Genomic DNA, 20,215 nt, shown 5'->3' on the forward strand with positions numbered 1-20,215 from the left:
AGCTTACATCAAAACAAAAAATGAAAGAAAAAATAGCAATCATCGGTATGTCATCCCTTTTTCCTGGGTCTAAAACCTTACAAGAGTTTTGGAATAATCTTATGGATAAAAAAGATTTGACTGGTATGGCAACAAAAGATGATTTTGGTGCAGATCCTGAACTCTTTTACCAAAAAGACAAGGGTGTAATAGACCGTTGTTACTCATTGCGTGGAGGATATATTAGAGATTATAATTTTAATAGCTCAGACTTTGGCTCTAAAGATTTAAGTGATTTAGATCAAATGTATAAGTGGGGTTTACAGGTGACTAAAGACGCTTTAATACACGGGGGATATTGGGATAAAGCCCAAGCTTTAGAAAATTGTGGCGTAATTTTCGGAAACTTATCATTTCCGACGAAATCTTCCCATAAAGTTCTTGCGCCTATTTATACTGAAACGCTTGAAAAAGGAATAAAAAGTCTATTGAAAGATGACAGTTTCAAAATACCATCAACAGAATTTGACATTCCGAATAACAACCCGATAGAAGGAGATGTGTCGGAATTGGTTAAAAAAACCATAGGCTTAAAAGGAACAAATTTTGATTTAGATGCAGCTTGCGCTTCATCATTGTATGCTATAAAAATGGCTTGTGATGAACTGTTAACGGGTAAAGCAGATATGATGTTGGCTGGAGCAGTTTGTTCTTCAGATCAATTATTTATCCATATGGGCTTTTCTATTTTCCACGCCTATGCTGCACACGATAAAAAATACTCGCCATTAGATAAAGACTCTGCTGGATTAGTGTCTTCTGAAGGTGCTGGAATGATTCTTCTAAAAAGGTTGTCAGACGCAGAAAAAGATGGTGACAATATTATTGGTGTTATTTCGGGAATTGGTTTGTCTAACGATGGAGCGGGCAAGTTTTTATTAAGCCCCAATCCAAAAGGACAAACATTGGCTTATGAAAGAGCGTATAACGGGAGCATTTCAAAAGAAAACACCTCTTATATAGAATGCCATGCAACGGGTACTCCACTTGGTGATGTTACAGAAATAAACTCACTCGAAACCTTTTTTGGGGACAATCCAAATAAGTTGCGTTTAGGTTCAGTAAAATCTAATATGGGGCATATGTTAACAGCAGCAGGAATGCCTAGTTTAATGAAAGTGTTACTTTCTATGGAACATAATGTTATTCCCCCAGGAATCAATATGTCTACGGCAATTCAGTCTGAAAAAGGATGGTTTAAGAGAGAACAAATTATAGAAGAGCCTTTAAAATGGGAAACAAAGTATAAGCAAGCAGCTGTAAATTCTTTTGGATTTGGAGGTACTAATGCCCATTTAGTTGTAGAGAATCATTATAAGGGAGAGAGTAAAAAACACAAAGATGTTTCGCTTAAGGAAATGGCCATCACAAGTATGGAAGTTCATTTTGGTGACTGCGTTAATCTAGAAACGTATTATCAATCTATTTTTGAAGGAAGGCAGCATTTTTCTGAAATGCCACAAGACAGATGGAAGGGTTTTGAGAAGAACAATGAGTTATTAATTGATTTTAGCTTGGATCCTAAAACCTCACTTAAAGGAAACTTTATTAAGGAGTTTGATATGGATTTAATGCGCTATAAAATTCAACCAAACGAAATTAGTACTATGGAACCTCAGCAGGCTCTAATTTTAAAAGTTGCTGATGAAGCTATCCAAAAATCAAACTTAAAAAGAGGAGGGAATGTAGCTATTTTAATTGCTATGAATCCAGAACTCGCAATACATCATTATTTAGCCCGTTGGGATAGCGAATGGCAATTAGAGAAGGCGCTAGATAGTGCAGGAGTTGATTTAGAGGAAACACAAAAAGCAACACTTTTAGCTGAGTGTCGAAATATATTATATCAAATAGGAAACGTACAAACCCCAAGCCAGCACACCAGTTTTGTTGGTAATATTATGTCGAGTCGTATTTCTGCATTATGGGATTTTAACGGCCCATCATTTACCATTACCAATGGAGATAACGGTACAACAAGAGCGTTAGAAGTGGCGCAAAACATGCTGTCTTTAGGTGAAGTTGATGCTGTTGTTGTGGGAGCTGTAGAATTTTCGGCGAGTATGGAAGCTGTTCTTTTACGTAATTTGGTTGATACAATTAATCAAAACCAAAAACCAAGTTTGTCTTTTAATGCAGATGATTACGGTTGGTTAATAGGAGAAGGAGCATCTGCTATTGTTTTAAAAGCTAGTGATACAGTTAATAAGAAAGATACAGTTTACGCTAAAATTGAAGCAATTGGAGACTTAGTAACAGATAAAAAAATTGCTTTGCAGGAATTAGTCGCTTCTGGATTTAAGCAGGAAGATCAATTAGAACAAGAGCAATTATTGGCTACTAAATTAGACACAAAAATTGCATTAGGATCTGCAAAAACACATATAGGGCATACGTTTGCTGCGTCTGGATTAGCTTCTATTGTTAAAACGGCACTATGTGTATATCACCAATTTATTCCAGGTATCCCGAATTGGAACTCTTTAAAAAACGAGACATTAAAAAACAGTAATTACTATTTCCCAAGCCAGTCGAGACCTTGGGTAAATGAAGGGGGATTTCCTAGACAGGCATTGGTAAACTTGAGTTTAAATTCACGAGTAAAACTTTCAGAATATTCTAATCCTAAAAACCAGAAAATTGACAACTTCTTAAAAAAGCATTTGTTTGTTTTAAAAGGAAATACCCAAAAGGAACTTATAGAAAACTTAAACTTAATTAGAAAAGATATTCTTGTTGACGATTTAGACTTTATAGCACAGGCTTATTTTGACAAAGCATCAAAAATCAAAGCAGCATTCAGCATTGTTTTAATTGCTTCTAGTAACAAATCAATACAGCAGGACATCAGTTTTATTGAAAGAAAACTAGAAGAAGCATTTGTAAATAATACAGATATAAAATTACCAAGCGGTTCTTTCTTTAGCCCAAATCCAAGTGGAGATAAAGGAGATTTAGCTTTTGTGTATCCTGGTTCTGCAACGAGTTATGAAGGATTAGGACAGGATTTATTTCAGTTTTTCCCAAATCTTTTAAGTGATTTTGAAAATCAAATTCCAAACCTTAAAGATTTTTTTGGCTTAGACTATTTATTCCCTAAAAAGCAAGACAGTTCAGCACCTTCTCTAAACATTCAAAGTGATGCTATTTCTATGATGTCGGCAGGAGTGCTTTATGCAACCTTGTACACTCATATATTGAGAGAATATTTCGGCGTAAAGCCAAAAGCAGCTATGGGATATTCTATGGGTGAATGTAGCTCTATGTGGTATGCACTCGGTCTTTGGAACCCGAGTGAGGGAACAAAAGTATTCCGCAATTCTCCTATTTTCAAAAATAGGTTTTCTGGTAATTTAGAATTATTAGCCGAAGAATGGAATATTAGTTCAGAAGAAGCGAAAGCTAGATGGCAAAGCTGGATTTTATTAGAAAGTAAAGGAAAAGTAGAAGCCCATATATCTAAGTTTGATAAAGTGTCAATCACTTTTATAAACTCTAATAAAGAGTTGATAATTTCTGGAGATAAAAGCCAATGTGAGGCGTTAATTGCTGAACTTAATTGTGCTTCTGTATTGGTGCCTTTTCAAAATATCATCCATAATGAGTTCTGTAATAAAGAATATGATGGATTGATTGAAATGCATAATTTTCAATTAGAAAACCAACCAGAGATTGATTTTTACTCTAGTTTAACGGGTGAAAAAATCCCAATGGATTCCTTGACAATAGCCGAAAACTCCACAGAAGTTTGCTGTAAAACAGTTGATTTCCCTGCTTTTGCTAAAAAAATGTCAACAAACGGATTTAGCACTTTCGTAGAGCTAGGTCCAAATTGTACTTGTACAAATTGGATAAAAGATACCTTGGACCAAAAGAAACATGCTGCTTGTGCTATTGATAAAAAAGGAACGAGTTCTATACAGTCCCTATATGAGTGTTTAGCGCAATTAATTTCTAACGGAATCGAAATTGATTTAAGCTTATTATATCCTAATAAAAATCAGAAACAAATCAAAAAACGCTTTACTAAAAAAGTAAAAACCGGAGGAAGACCTGTGTATGATGTGTTATTGTCTGAGGATATGAAAAATCAGTTTGCCACTATCAGAAAAAAAGAAAAAGCAGTAAATACAATAGAAAATACAGGCTCTAGCCAGCCCACCACAACAAAACATACATTAGAAAAAAAATCTAATATGATAGATACTTCAATACCAAAAACAGCTACTAAAGCCACTGTCAAGTTTGCAGAAAATGGTTTAAAATTACAAGATTTTAATGACCCAAATCATTTAAAAGATAAAAACATCATTTTCACCAAAGAGAATTTAATCGAATTTTCTGAAGGAAAAATTGGTAATGTTTTTGGTGCGGAATACAATGTCATTGATCAATATAAACGCAGGGTAATGTTACCAATGGATCCTTATTTATTGGTGAGTAGAGTCACCGGTTTAAATGCTAAATTAGGGGAATACAAACCTTCTACCATGCAAACCGAATACGATATTCCGTACAATTCTGGTTATTCAACCGATACTCAAATTCCTTGGGCAGTGTCTGTAGAATCTGGACAATGCGATTTAATGTTGATCTCTTATTTGGGAATCGATTTAGAAAACAAAGGAGATTATGTATACCGTTTATTGGATTGCACCCTAAATTTTATGGATGATTTACCTTTTGAAGGACAAACGTTGCGTTACGATATTTCTATCAATTCATTTGTTAGAAATGGACGTAATTTATTGTTTTTCTTTAGCTACGAATGTTTTGTAGAAGACCGTATGGTTTTAAAAATGACCAATGGAGTGGCTGGTTTCTTTACCGATGAAGAATTGAGTAAAGGAAACGGAGTGGTTTATACGGACAGTGAAAAGAAAATTTTGGCAGGGGTAGAAAAGAAAAAATTTATCCCTTTTTTAACTACAAAAAAGACAGCTTTTGATATTGAAGATTTAAGGCATTTAATCAATGGAGATGCTCATAAATGTTTTGATGATATTTCTTATTTCCCCAATGAAAGAAATAAATCGATCCGACTAGCTCCAGAAAAAATGCTAATGTTAGACCGTATTACCAAGGCAGATGTCCATGGTGGTGCTTATGGTTTGGGAGAAATTATCGCCGAAAAAGACCTGAGTCCAGACGATTGGTATTTTCCTTGTCACTTTAGGGATGACCAAGTGTTGGCTGGTTCTTTACAAGCAGAAGGTGGCGGAAACTTACTACGTTTCTTTATGATGATGCTCGGATTGCAACGCCTTAAAAAGGATGCGCGTTTCCAACCAATTTACGGGCTCCCGCAAAAAGTAAGATGTAGAAAAGAAGTTACACCTAATGATAAAACATTAGTGTATCGCTTAGTGATTAAAGATATCGGATTATTACCTGACCCTTATGTAATTGGTGATTTAGAAATTATTGTAAATGGTGTCATTACTGTACATTTTGCCAATTTAGGATTGCAAATAAGAGAAAAAGACAATCCGAGATACTTAGAGCAGCCAAAGAAAATAACCGAGAATGTGTTATTAAATGAAATGGATATCGAAACATTTGCCTTAGGTCGATTAGCAGATTGTTTTGGACCAGAATATGCGATTTATGACAATAGAGCTTTGTCGCGTCAACCTAATACCGATTTACAAGTAGTAAGTCGTGTGATTAAAATTGACGGAGAACGTTTTGATTTCTCAAAACCAACAAACATTTGGACAGAATACGACGTGCCTCAAGATGTTTGGTATTACAAACAAAATACTTCAATGACAATGCCTTATGCGGTATTGATGGAAATTGCCCTACAACCTTGTGGACTTTTAGGTGCTTATTTAGGGAGTACGCTTCAGTTTCCCGATAAAGATTTATACTTTAGAAATCTAGATGGTGACGGTGAACTTTTGGACTTACCCACAGGTACAGATTTTAGAGGGAAGGTGATTAAAAACAAATCAACCTTAACTTCTTCTACTTCGTTGGGAGGTTTTGTAATTCAGAAATACTTGTTTGAAGTATCTGTAGATGGGCATATATTCTATAAAGGGTTTTCATCTTTTGGATTTTTCCCGAAGGAAGCCTTAGCACAACAAGTAGGTTTGGATAAAGGTGAAGATGTCGCAGCTTGGTATGTGCAAAACAACTTGACAACCAAAGATTATTTCCAAATAAAGCTAAATTCTTTATACGCAAAAATGAAATTGTATAAAGAAAATGACAAAGCGAATACGTATCGTTTGGCAGAAGACCAACTAAATTTATTAGACAGCGGTTTAGTGGTAAAAGACGGAGGCGAATTCGGCAAAGGATACATCCATTGTTCCAAAGCAATTCATACTTACGATTGGTTCTTCACTTGTCATTTCTATTCTGACCCCGTAATGCCTGGTTCTTTGGGAGTAGAAGCTATTTCGCAGGCGATGCAGCTGTTTGCGTTGCAACAAGATCTAGGGAAAGACTTTAATAATCCACGATTTGTTCAAGTAGCGAATAATAAAACGGAGTGGAAATACCGTGGACAGATAAAAATAAATGTCGATAACATGCATTTGGAGGTGCATTTTAAAACCATTGAAAACCGAGGAGATACCTTGATCATCATTGCGGATGCCTATCTCTGGAACGAAGGTACAAGAATTTACCAAGTTACAGATTTAGCTTTGGGAATTCAAGAAGCTTAATTAAGAAATAGGAAACAAGGCAGGTTCTTCATTAAAAGAGCGGCGTTATATTTCCAGTGTCAAATTATTAAAACAAACATTCTGTAATTCGAAAATATCAATTAGAGATAGCAGAAATTAAAACATAAGAAAATGATTAACTTAAAATGGATAGGTTCTCCCAGAGAAATTTCATTTGATATTCAAGGAATGTCCGACAAATTAAAAAACACTGCCATACCTTGTTATGTAGTAAAAGATTTATCAGGGCGCACTGGAATTACAAATACAGGAACCATTCAGTCGGACGGAAAGGGATTGTTTTTAAAAGCAATCGTACCAGCATTTACTGCAGAAGATTTGGGGGATGCTTCGTTTAAAGAAGACTATAAATTGAAATATGCCTATAAAGCTGGTGCCATGGCCAATGGAATTGCATCTACAGATTTAGTGATTGCTCTAGGAAAAAACAAAATGATGGGTTCTTTCGGTGCTGCAGGGATGATTCCGTTAAGGGTTAAAGAGGCCATCGTTGAAATTCAGAAAGCCTTACCTACACAAGCATATGCTTGTAACCTGATACATAGTCCAATTGAAAAGGCTCTCGAGGAAGGTGCTGTAAATTTATACATAGAACACGGCGTAAAAGTGGTAGAAGCTTCAGCTTATATGAACTTATCAGAGCAAATTGTAAAATACAGAGCCGTGGGATTGAGTTTAGATGCTCAAGGTGAAATTGTTATTGCGAATAAAGTGATAGGTAAGATCTCTAGAAAGGAAGTAGCCGAACGATTTATGTCGCCTGCACCAATCCAATTTTTAGATAAGTTATTGGCTGCAGGAAAGATTACTCAGCAACACTATGAATTGGCTCAAAAAGTACCAATGGCAGATGATATCACTGTGGAAGCTGATTCTGGAGGACATACAGACAATCGTCCGTTGGTTGTTGTATTGCCTATTATTTTACAGTTGAGAGATGAAATTCAGAAAAAATACCAGTATAAGAAACAAATTAGAGTAGGCGCTGCCGGAGGAATAGGAACTCCCGCCTCTGCCTTAGCTGCGTTTGCTATGGGTGCGGCCTATTTGGTGACCGGTTCCATCAATCAAGCTTGTGTAGAATCTGGAACTTCAGACGCGGTGAAAGACTTACTCGCCAAAATAGCCTCTACCGATATTACGATGGCTCCTGCTTCCGATATGTTTGAATTGGGTGTAGAATTGCAAGTCTTAAAGCGTGGTACTTTATTTGGTGCCAGAGCCAAGAAATTATATGAAATTTACAACCGCTACGAAGGTATTGATGCTATTCCTGCTGAAGAAAGATTAAAGTTAGAAAAACTAACCTTCAAAATGCCTTTAGAACAGGTATGGGAAGGTTGTGTAAGCTTCTTTGAGGAAAGGGACCCAGAGCAAATAGAAAAAGCTAAGGGAAACCCAAAGCGTAAAATGGCTTTGATATTTCGCTGGTATTTAGGTCTTTCGTCCAATTGGGCCAATGCAGGTACTCCAGATAGAGTGATGGATTATCAAATTTGGTGTGGACCAGCAATGGGAGCCTTTAACGAATGGACCAAAAACTCCTATTTAAGCCAAACAAAAAACAGAAAAGTAGCGGATGTTGCAAGTCATTTGTTAGAGGGTGCTGCCTATTTACACAGAATAAATACCATCAAAGACCAAGGCGTAGATTTGCCATTTGAATTGTTGCACCTAGGTATTGAAGATAAACATTTTCTTATGGATTAGTTGGTGATCTGTTTCTATTAAAAATAGAAAATAATTTTACTTTTTTATTGGTTCTTCTTGCTGAAATATATTGTTTTTATCGTTTGGTATAAGATAAGTTATGTTGTTTAGGCAACTATTTTAGCAAAAGAGAGCGAACCTCAGGGAAATCCTAAGGGTTTTTCAAGTACATAGGACAGTCAGCTACTAACTATACACGCTGTTTTATAACGTTTGTTGGTTTAAAATACTATTTGTCAACCAAAAAACAAAGCTCTTGTATTTACAGTAAATACAAAGGCTAATTGCGGAGTCAAAGGGAATTGAGCCATTAAATTTTTTATTCTTTTTTTGTCGTAACAATAATTAGGAGTGGGCTTTGATTTGTTTTGATATATTTAGATAATTTTTGCCCCACAGTTGTACTGCCTAGAGGTGAAAAGTTATAAACACTAATAAATCACTTTTGTATTGGTAAATAGCAACTATTTGTTAATGAATAACTTATGTTTAATTGTTAAAGTATAACTTCAAATAAATATTGCCTAGTCATTATAATTAATCAAAGACTATTAAAGTGTCGTAGTTTCATCTACATCTTTTATAACAACCTAAAACCAATCTTTAAGTCGTTTTTAATAAATTACTGAAAAATCTTACTTTATTTTAGTCTTAGCCTTGTTGGTTTTAAGAATTTTATTTATTTTTAACTCGCTATTAATTAATTGATTAAACTTTTGAATCTTATAGTGTAAAGATCCCTACAAATAGGCTAACGATCAGTTAAGTTTTATTTGTCTTTAACACTAAACAGTAGATTCGGCTTTTAGGTTCTAAAAAAAGTCTATAAAGTGCCCTTCTTTGGGAGCGAAGCACAATGACAACTTCGTTTTTTCATGTCCTTTCTAGCTATTTTATCAGTATTCAAGCTAACAATTCTACGCTCCACACGTACTTGTTTTATTATTTTTTAATATAATACCAACCAATATGCGTAAAATTCACCTTTTACTTACAACTCTTTTAGTTTCTTTTTTCTGTTCAATAAATAGTTTTGCCCAAAATTGGAGTGAAATTATTAATACCTATGCTTCTGATGGTGTAGTTGGTGATGATTTCGGTTTTTCAGTTGCTATAGATGGAGATCGTGCCATTGTAGGAAAGTGTTTTCCTAATGGATCATATATTTTTAAACGCGTGGGTTTAACTTGGGTGGAAGAAGTTAAGCTTCCTCATCCAATTTTTAGTGATTGTAGTGCCGTTGCTATTGATGGTAATACTGCAGTAGTTGGAACTCTTGATCGCGCCTATATTTATGCTTTTGATGGCACTAATTGGGCAGTGGAACAGCAGGTTTCGGCTCCAGGGAATCTTTATTTTGGTAACAGTGTAGCCATTTCTGGTAATACCATTGTAGTAGGTGCACGCTATGATGATCAAGCCGCTGTAAATGCTGGTGCTGCCTATATTTTTGAAAGAATATCAAATGTCTGGGTAGAAGTATTTAGTTTAGAAAATCAGACTGGTACCATTAATGCAGAAACTGGTAATTCAGTAGCTATAGATGGAGATATTGCAGTTATTGGCTCCCATAAAGATATTGCGCCAAACGGAGCGAGTTCAGGAACTGCTTATGTGCTTAAACGAACTGGAGGAGTTTGGGCAATAGATACTACACTATCACGCCCAAACGGAACTAATCAGAATCAATTTGGAAGTTCTGTAGCCATTTCAGGGAGTACTATTATTATTGGAGCTCCAGCTAATTTTCAAGTAGATGGTGCTACATATATTTATAAGAATAATGGTACGACTTGGCTTCAGGAAGCAGAGCTTGTTGCTATCAATCCTTCGCAATTTGGCTGCTATGTGGACATTTCTGGTGACATAGCCGTTGTTGGAACCGGTCTTAGTAATAAATCAAGATATGTTTATCAGAGAGATGGAACAACTTGGTCACAGTCAATTGTGCTTTCCAGTTCTCTGGTTGATTTTAGTTTTGGAATAGGAGATGTTGGTATCTCAAATACAAGTATTATCCTATCTAACATTGGTGATTTTAATACTGGGTCGATTGCTTTTTTTGAGATGGACATAACTCCAGATCTAGCCACTTTACCAGATATTAATCAGGATTGCGAAGTAGACACAAGCCCTAACGCGCCAACGGCTAATAACGGTTCGATTATAGGGATTGCGGATGTATCGTTTCCTTTCAATGTGCAAGGAACTACGGTCATGACTTGGGCCTATGGTAGTGGTTATCATACTCAAACACAGAACCTGATTATTGATGATATTTCAGCACCAATTCCAGACCTTGCAACTTTACCAGATGTTACTGGAGTTTGTGAAGTAACAAATTTAACACCACCAACAGCTACAGATAATTGTGGAGGTAGTGTAATTGTGACTAGCGATGCCGTTTTACCAATTACAATCGAAGGCACAACAATTGTAAATTGGACTTATGATGATGGTAATGGTAATACCACAACACAAACCCAAAATATAATATTAGATAGACTGTCATCATTAAGTTGTACAAACATAACAACACCCAATGATCCAGGTTTATGTGAAGCAGATCTTTTTATAGCGCCACCAACAATCAGTGAGAGTTGTAGTACAGTATCTACTGGTTTATCTTTTGCTGGTGGTTTTCTTAGTAGAGTAAGTGTGCCAAATTTCCCATTTCAATTAAATTTCACACTAGAAGCCTGGGTGAATCCTATAATATCTGCAGCAGATGGTTATAAATCGGTCATTAGTCGTGGTGCTGTATTTGAGAATAATACCAATTATGCTTTTGGTTTTAGAAACAGAACTGTATCCAATGAAATAAGACTATTTTTTACGATTAGAAATGGATCTACCATTCAAAATTTCGAGGCGATTCTTCCTAGTAATCCAACAGGCACATGGAATCACATGGCAGCTTCTTTTGATAGTGTGACCAAAGAAGTAATGATTTATTGGAATGGAGCACTACTCGATAGTACTGTTTTTACATTAAATCCAACCAATGGTGGTCAAGATTTAATTCTAGGTCAACCATCATCATTTACAAGTACAGATGGCGCTTATGTAGGCCAGATGGATGAAGTCCGTATTTGGGACAGAGCACTGCCAGCAACAGAAATAGCAAGTTCATATAATAGAGCCTTAGTAGGCACAGAACCTGGATTATTGGCTTATTATAAAATGGAAGATGGTAGCCCAAGCACTATAACCACAGACAGTTCTGCTAATGGCTATACAGGTGCATTAGGGTTAGTGACTTTTGGTGGTCCAACTTGGATAAGCTCTCAAGCACCAGTATCGTCCATAGCCTTAACAAATACTATTACAAATACCTCTGATGCTTCTGGATTGTATCCAGTTGGTGACACAACAGTAACATGGACAGCCACAGATGCACAAGGGAATACAGCTACTTGTGATGTAACGGTTACGGTTGAAGACAATGAAATGCCGATACCTGATTTAGCAAATTTGCCAGATATCACTGCGCAATGTGAAGTGAATAGTCTAACAGCTCCTACAGCAAATAATGGCGCTATCACTGCTACAGCAGATGTTACTTTACCAATTACATCACAAGGTACTACTGTGGTAACTTGGAGCTATGATTCTCCAAATTGTGATGCAGTAACACAAACACAAGCTATAATTATAGAGGATACTGTAACTCCAACGATTATATGTCCAACAGATATTACTGTTAATAATACACTAGAAGAATGTGGTGCTGTGGTCATTTATGACTTACCCGTTGCTACAGATAATTGCTCCACAACAGCAAACACTTTTGTAAGCCAATTTATTTTCACTGGTGCTGCTGAAACATTTATAGTGCCAGCAGGAGTTACCGAAGTTATTATAGACGCTTTTGGAGCAGAGGGAGGCAGCCCCGTGGTTGCGCCTAATTGGGGAGGACTTGGAGGTCGTGCTACTGGAATTTTAACCGTTACACCAGGAGAGACTTTGTATGTTTATGTTGGAGAATTTATTGCAAATAGTAATAACAATGGTCAAGGTTTTCCTAGGGCATTTAATGGTGGAGGAATTGCTGGACAGTATCCTGATAATAATGATTATGAGCGTAATTCTGGTGCAGGTGGCGGTGCATCAGATGTACGTCAAGGCGGTACAAGCCTTTACGATAGAGTAATTGTAGCTGGCGGCGGCGGCGGCGGCGGAATTTATAGTTATGGCGGTGATGGAGGCGGGACGCATGGCCAGGATGGCTATCCTAACTCTGGCGGAATTTATAGTGATGTATTGTTTGCTGGTAAAGGTGGTTTAGATTGGGCTGGGGGTATGGGTGGTAAAGATAATACGAATGACTTGCTTTACAATCCACATGGAACTTTTGGAGTGGGTGGAGATGGTATAGCTTTATATTCAGCTTCTGCACATGGTGGAGGTAGTGGTGGTGGTGGTTATTATGGTGGTGGTGGTGGTAATGCTCGAGCTTCTGATGCTGATCTTTATCAACAAAGTTTTGGTGGTGGTGGCGGTTCGTCATATATCGATGGTCTTACCAATGCATCAACTAGTTCTGGGGTTCATGCAGGTTATGGTTTTGTCACTATAAGCTGGACAACACCTGCTATTTTTACCTTAGAGCTTAGCCAAACAACAGGTCTGGCTTCAGGCGAAATTTTCCCTGTAGGTACAACAACAAATACCTTTGTAGCTATTGATGGTGCTGGCAATACAACAACTTGCAGTTTTGATGTGACCGTAAATGTCACGATTGCCACTCAACAACTCTCATGGAATGGTTCAGTATCTACAGATTGGGAAGATTCAGACAACTGGACACCAAATGCAATACCATCAGAGTGTGCAGAAATTACCATACCAATAACTGCAAATCCACCATTAATTACAGGTATAAAAACTGTAAAAGATATAAATATTAGTAGTGGTTCGAGTATGACAGTGCCTGTTGGTGCGACACTAAATGTAAGTGGTGATGTAAACATGTATTCCGTGTCAAATTCGTATTCAGGATTGGTTGTAGATGGGACGATAGCCATAGGAGGAGAGGCAAAATATCATCGCTATACCAATGCACAATCTAATGGTAACGATTTAATCGCGCCACCATTATCAGGTCAAAGCTGGTCTTCTTTTTTAACCAATGATGCCAACTATAATGAAGGTCTTATTTTTAATAATGGCGTACAACCGCTAACGACGTATTTATTTGGTCCTTATGAAAAAGAGAATACCGATGATTATGTGTTATATAATGATAACAGCGATGCACAATTAGTTTCAGGAAAAGGCTATAGAACAGCAACAAACACAGCAAATGGAGAAGCACTAATTTTTACAGGAACCATTGAAACAGGTCCTGTGAATGCTGTAATCACCAATGAATTTACAGGACACGAACCAGAATGGAATTTAATAGGAAATCCATATCCTGCATATTTAGATGTCAGTACATTTTTAAACCATGTTGGTTCTGTTTCGGGAGTATCTAATTTGAGTTTACTGAATGTACCAACCGCTGCCATTTACGGCTATAACGCTAGTACAGCAGGTACTGGAAATATTTGGACGATTGCAAATTTAGCAACTGGTACAACGCTGTTACCTCCAGGTCAAGGCTTTTTTGTGTCTTCTAACTTAGCAACCGCAACGCTTGAGTTTTCACCAGACATGCAAGTTGTTGGTAATGCAGATGATTTTATACTAGGACGACAAGCACAACCTAATGATTTTATAAAATTACGAATGGATACAGCTTCTAATAACGTTTCAACATCTATTTACTTTCATGATAATGCAAGTTCAGGATTAGATTTAGGATATGATGCAGCTGTTTTTGGTGGTCAGGTTCCAGAATTTGGATTGTATTCACATTTGGTTCAAGATAACGTAGGAATTCCTATGGCTATTCAAACATTATATACGAGTGCTATTACTGATGTGACTATTCCGTTAGGAGTACATGTGAATCAAGGCGAGCAAGTCACCATTAGTTTAGAGGATTATATTTTAGATCCTTCCGTAGACGTGTATCTAGAAGATAACGCAACGAATACGTTTACCTTATTAAACTCGTCTAATTATACCTTTACATCAAATGAAGCTATTAGTGGAACAGGACGTTTCTTTTTAAACTTTACAACAGGCACCTTGACACTAGGAGAGATCAATCTTAATACCGTAAACATGTACACCAATCAAACCGATCGAACGATTGTTATTGAAGGTGTTTTATTGGGAGAAACTAAAGCTTCAGTATATGATTTACTGGGTAGAACCGTATTACAACAAGAATTAGATCCAGCGGTCACTAAACAGATCATGAATGCAGATAAATTAAGTTCGGGTGTATATCTTGTTCAGTTGCAAAATGGGAGCCAACAATTAACCCAAAAAGTAATCTTGAAATAGAGGATTTGATTTATAAATTAGGTGTGTTTTAATTCCTATTTTAAAATTATTAAAAGATCCAATACGACTAACATAATCTAGTTGTATTGGATTCTTTTTTTGTGCCGTATTTGTGCCGACACCTATAAAATCATTGTTAATGGGGAATAATTACTTTCTGTATCGGAAAATTGAAACAGCTTATTAATAATTAGTATAGAATTCTTACTATAACAAATAAGTTATAAGAATTATATTTGGAGGCATTTGACCTAATATAATTTGAACAAATACCTATTTATTTTTGCATTGATCTTGTGTCCTTATAGTGCTATATCTCAGGTAGGTATAGGTACAACAACACCAGATCAATCTGCAATATTAGATGTTTCTTCCACAACTGGAGGACTTCTTTTGCCACGAATGAATGAGGTAGAACGCGATGGTATTTCAAACCCAGCAATAGGATTACTTATTTATTTTATAGAAGGGAATCAACAGTGCTTGCAAGTATATAATGGAAGTAGTTGGGAAAATATTTATTGTCCAACTACTAATACAGTTCCAAGTGCAACAAATGTTTCCGTTAGTGGAACTTTAAATGTTAGTGAGATAATCACAGCGACTTATGCCTATCAGGACGCAGAATCAGATATTGAAGATGTTTCATTATATCAATGGTATCGTTCTGATGATGCTTCAGGAACAAATGAAATTGCTATTACAGGAGCCACGAGTTTAAATTATACAGTATCTGTTTCTGATGACGGTAAGTATTTAAGTTTCGGAGTAACACCAATTGCCGTGACTGGAGCTTTAACAGGTTTGGAAGTAAAAAGTAATTATGTTGGCGCTGTAGGTGTTGTAAGTAATGCGACTGCAAGAATTAACGAATTTCATTATGATAATGCAGGTACAGATGTAAACGAGTTTGTAGAAATTAGAATATCTGGAAATTTAGGAAGTCAGCCAGCTGATTTATCTCAGTATATGGTTTCTCTTTACAATGGTTCTGATCAATCTTTTTATTTAACTGTAACTCTAGATAGCCTTACCCAAACTTGTGATGCATCCAATTGCTATTATGTATTGGATTCTATTGCGATACAAAATGGAGCTCCAGATGGTATAGCGCTTAGTAGTCCTTCTGGACTTGTAGAGTTTGTAAGTTATGAAGGAACTTTTACTGCTAGCAATGGAATTGCTTCTGGAGTATTAAGTGTTAATGTAGGCGTTTTTGAAAATGGCAACGGTGACGCAAATGGAGCTATAGAAAGATCTGTAGCTGGAGTCTGGAGCGTTAGTACAAATTCTAATAGCAAAGGTTCAGAAAACAGTTTATGAAAAACGTTAGTTATTTATTACTAATATTTTTAATATCTAACTCGGTTTTTAGCCAAGTAGGAGTTGGTACAGAAACACCAGATGAGTCTGCTGCTCTAGATATAGAAAGTTCAACTTTAGGGTTTCTTCCGCCAAGGATGACTTCAGAACAACGTGATGCCATTGTAGTAACAAGTGCTTCAAAAGGTCTTATCATTTTTAATACAGATTCTAATGTGCTCAATATTTTTGATGGTGTTAACTGGCATGCTATTGTTGACACACAAGAAGAACTGATTTGCAATAATGCCACGACATTGACCGAGTTTTTAACATGTTTGCAAACTAATTATACACCTAGTCAAACCTTAGGTTATAGCACAGCTAGAGACGTCTTATATAGTGCAGTTGATATTGACATGTCAACTCAAGAACTAAAAGGGATTTATTCCAATTTCACGATTTTAATGGATTATTCAACAGATCCAGATCCCTCAAGTCATGCTTTTAATTTAGGTATTAATGCTGAGCATATTTATCCTCAAAGTATGGGAGCAGGCGATGAGCCATCTAGAAGTGATATGTTCAATCTGTTTCCTTCGAGAGTAGAAGTAAACTCGGCAAGAGGAAATTGTCCGTTTAATGAGATAGTAGATAGCGATTCCGAATCGTGGTTTTATTTGAATCAGCAATTAAATATTATTCCTACTTCTAATATAGATCTTTATACAGAAAAGGATCAGGATGAATCCTACCCACTGCTTTCTGGAACACAACAATGTTCAATAGAACCTCAAGAAAGTAAGAAAGGTGATATTGCTAGAGTTGTGTTTTATTTTTATTCTATTTATAATTCAACAAATATTAATTCTTATGTGTCTTATGCAAACGAAGATTTTTTTAATTACATGAAAACTGTATTGCTTTCATGGCATATAAATGATCCCGTTGATCAATTAGAGATTGATAGAAATACCAATATTGAAACTTACCAAGGAAATAGTAATCCTTTTGTATTAGACAACACCTTAGCTCCAAGAATGTTCAATTAGTTAGTTTGTAGTGATAATATACAATATTGTATAGGTATTGTATGGTTTATAGTTTGGTACAAGGTCAGTAAGTATAGTTAATAGACTTATATTTGTGTTAACAATGACTATTAAAAAGTTAATCCAACATATCGTTATTTTTCTGTGTTCTTGCATGCTATATGCTCAAGAATTACCACCTATACAAAGTTTTACTCCAGAAATGTATAACGCAGAAAATCAAAACTGGTCTATTTCTCAAGGCACTGATAAGTATATATACGTTGCCAATAATCTTGGACTTTTAGAATATAATGGAGCAAAATGGCAGTTTTATGAATCTCCAAATAAAACAGTTCTTAGATCTTTAGAGGTTGTTAATGATCGAATATACTCTGGTGGTTACATGGAATTCGGGTATTGGGAGCGAAATAATCTTGGTTTACTTGTATACACTTCATTATCTCAAAAACTTGAAATCAACTTAATTGAAGATGAACAAATCTGGAATATTTATTCTTTAGATGGTTGGGTTCTTTTTCAATCTTTGAATCGAATATACATAGTCAATTCGTCAGATTTATCAGTTAAATTTATAGATTCTGAAACTGAATTATCTAATATGATTATATCAGATGATATTTTTTACTTTCAGAAAAAAGGTATTGGATTATTTAAAATTATTAACGGTAAATCTGAAATGGTTTCTGATGATATTATTTTGAAATCAAATAAAATTATTAATGCATTTCGTCACAATGATAAGTTTTTAATTCAGACGCAAGATAGAGGGTTCTTTGTGTTAGATTCTAATGGTGTAAAACAATGGGATATTCCAGCAAATGAAGTTTTATTTAAGGCTAACGTATTTAGTAGCCTGGAATTAATGGATGGTTCTTTTGCGCTTGGTACAATTTCAAATGGTGTAATTTTCATGACCTCTGATGGTGAAATTAGTTACACAATAAATCAAAACAACGGATTAATTAACAATACGGTTCTATCTGTCTTTCAAGATTTAGATCTGAATATATGGTTAGGTCTCGATAATGGAATCAGCCTTATAGATGTTACATCTCCCTACCGTATTTATAAAGATGATAGCGGAAAATTAGGTACTGTCTATGCTTCTTTAGCTATGGATGACACCCTCTATTTAGGAACTAACCAAGGTTTGTTCTATAAAAAAAGAAGTTCGCTTGAAGAATTTCAGTTTATGGAAGGAACTAACGGTCAAGTATGGACATTAGCCAATATAGATGGAAAAATATTTTGTGGTCATAATAAAGGGACAATGATTATTGAAGCTAATGCTGTCATAAATACCATTGAGAATGCCATAGGAACTTGGGGATTTAAGACCATTCCGGATGAAGGTAATTTAATTTTGCAAGGTAATTTTAACGGACTTAATGTATTAGAAAAAGTTGATAAGGAATGGACGTATAGAAATAAAATTGAAGGCATTGATATTTCTAGTCGTTTTTTCGAGTTTGCAAATAACAGGCTTTATGTTAATCATGAATTGAAAGGGCTTTATGAATTAAAAATTGGTGATGATTACAAAAAAGTAGAACAAATAAATAGAATAGAGAACATTTATGAAGGTGTTGGCTCTAATGCATTTAATTATAATGGAGAATTGATTTATGTGTCTTCTGAAGGTGCATTTAAACAAAACCAAAACCAAGAATTTAATATAGATAGCTCTTTTACGTCATTATTTCAGCCTTTTAAACAGGTGACCACGATGATGCAAATTAGTGGAGAGAAAGATATGCTCTGGAGATATGCAGATGATAATATAGCATTTGTTTCATATGGAGGAATGAGTGAAATACCAAATTTGAGATTATTTCCTTTAGCAAGTTCAATTAAAAATGTAGTTGCAGGTTTTGAAAATGTCACAAAAATAAGTAGCAATGAGTATTTAGTAGGAAGGTATAATGGATACCTGTTGATAAATGATAATATAGCGCCTCCTAAAAAAGAATTTAGGATTGTTATAAATAATTTAGAAGTCAACGAGATTGATCAGCCAAAAGAGGTGCTGGATCCTTTGATTGAGCCTACTTTTAGTAACAAGAAGAACAACATAAAATTTGATTATAATTTCGCGAATTATGGTGAGATTATTGAAAACAAATATCAGTATCAGTTATTAGGATTGTCAAATAATTGGTCTGAATGGACAGAGAGCTCATCACATAAATTTGAAAACCTTCCATTTGGAACTTATGCTTTTAATGTTCGAGGAAAGGCAGGTAATACGATTACCAAAAATATTGCGACCTATGTGTTTACAATAAAAAGACCATTGTTTCTATCTAATTTGGCAATTGCTTTATATGTAATATCTACAATATTGCTTCTTTTGATAATACATTATTACTACCGTAAATATTATAGAAATCAACAGCAAAAAGTTATAGAGAAGTCAAAACAGGAACTTGCAGTAAAAGAATTGGAGAACACTCAAGAGCTCATGGCCGTAAGAAACCAACAGCTAAGACAAGATATAGAGAATAAGAATCGTGAGTTGGCCATCTCTACAATGAGCCTTATTAAGAAGAATGAGTTTTTAAATAATATTAAAGAAGAACTCAAAAGTGTAAATAAAACAGAAGGTTTAAACCCAGTCATCAAAATTATTGACAGAAACCTAAACAATACAGATGATTGGAAATTCTTTGAAGAAGCCTTTAATAATGCTGATAAGGATTTCCTTAAAAAAGTTAAAGCGAAACATCCTTCTTTAACACCAAACGATTTAAAACTCTGCGCTTACCTAAGGCTTAATTTGTCTTCTAAAGAAATTGCTCCTTTGCTTAATATTTCACCTAAAAGTGTTGAAGTCAAACGTTACCGTTTAAGAAAAAAGATGGATTTACCACACGAGTCAAGCTTAACAAATCATATTCTTGAAATATAGTAACTATACGGTTATCTAAAAGACCGCTACATTAACACTACAAATAGAATTGTCTGCTTAATCAGTATTACCTTTTCGTATATTTATATTCCAGTAAATGC

General features: G+C 35.4%; 6 protein-coding genes. All 6 read left to right on the forward strand.

What is annotated here, in order from left to right; genetic code table 11:
* Window positions 1-20: 20 nt before the first annotated feature.
* The 6 genes from RH81_RS03630 to RH81_RS03655 all read left to right on the forward strand — a co-directional run bounded on the left by RH81_RS03630 (window position 21) and on the right by RH81_RS03655 (window position 20,114).
* Window positions 21-6,719, forward strand: coding sequence for a type I polyketide synthase (locus RH81_RS03630; RefSeq protein ID WP_033957907.1), 6,699 nt, complete (start codon window positions 21-23; stop codon window positions 6,717-6,719).
* 132 nt (window positions 6,720-6,851) lie between these two features.
* Entirely contained in the window at window positions 6,852-8,450 is a 1,599-nt protein-coding gene (locus tag RH81_RS03635; RefSeq protein WP_033957910.1) for a PfaD family polyunsaturated fatty acid/polyketide biosynthesis protein, read from the forward strand.
* Window positions 8,451-9,419: 969 nt separating this feature from the next.
* The gene (locus tag RH81_RS16330; protein ID WP_052172400.1) at window positions 9,420-14,849 is read left to right on the forward strand and encodes a glycine-rich protein; all 5,430 of its coding nucleotides are present in this window, start codon (window positions 9,420-9,422) and stop codon (window positions 14,847-14,849) included.
* A 261-nt stretch (window positions 14,850-15,110) separates the two neighbouring features.
* Window positions 15,111-16,172, forward strand: coding sequence for a hypothetical protein (locus RH81_RS03645; protein WP_152604778.1), 1,062 nt, complete (start codon window positions 15,111-15,113; stop codon window positions 16,170-16,172).
* Window positions 16,169-17,203 carry an endonuclease gene (locus tag RH81_RS03650; protein ID WP_033957916.1) on the forward strand — a complete coding sequence of 345 codons (1,035 nt, stop codon included), beginning with the start codon at window positions 16,169-16,171 and terminating at the stop codon, window positions 17,201-17,203. Before RH81_RS03645 ends, RH81_RS03650 begins: the two co-directional genes overlap by 4 nt.
* Window positions 17,204-17,306: 103 nt before the next feature.
* A complete protein-coding gene (locus RH81_RS03655) occupies window positions 17,307-20,114 on the forward strand; it encodes a helix-turn-helix and ligand-binding sensor domain-containing protein (RefSeq protein ID WP_033957919.1) in 2,808 nt (935 codons plus the stop codon).
* Window positions 20,115-20,215 lie beyond the last annotated feature (101 nt).

It is taken from the genome of Psychroserpens jangbogonensis, from assembly GCF_000797465.1.
Taxonomy (GTDB): Bacteria; Bacteroidota; Bacteroidia; order Flavobacteriales; family Flavobacteriaceae; genus Psychroserpens; species Psychroserpens jangbogonensis.

Bases quoted from the DNA above. Each gene is read 5' to 3' on its own strand.
- RH81_RS03650 (WP_033957916.1), top strand. From the start codon at position 16,169: ATGAAAAACGTTAGTTATTTATTACTAATATTTTTAATATCTAACTCG.
- RH81_RS03630 (WP_033957907.1), top strand. From the start codon at position 21: ATGAAAGAAAAAATAGCAATCATCGGTATGTCATCCCTTTTTCCTGGG.
- RH81_RS03635 (WP_033957910.1), top strand. From the start codon at position 6,852: ATGATTAACTTAAAATGGATAGGTTCTCCCAGAGAAATTTCATTTGAT.
- RH81_RS16330 (WP_052172400.1), top strand. From the start codon at position 9,420: ATGCGTAAAATTCACCTTTTACTTACAACTCTTTTAGTTTCTTTTTTC.
- RH81_RS03655 (WP_033957919.1), top strand. From the start codon at position 17,307: ATGACTATTAAAAAGTTAATCCAACATATCGTTATTTTTCTGTGTTCT.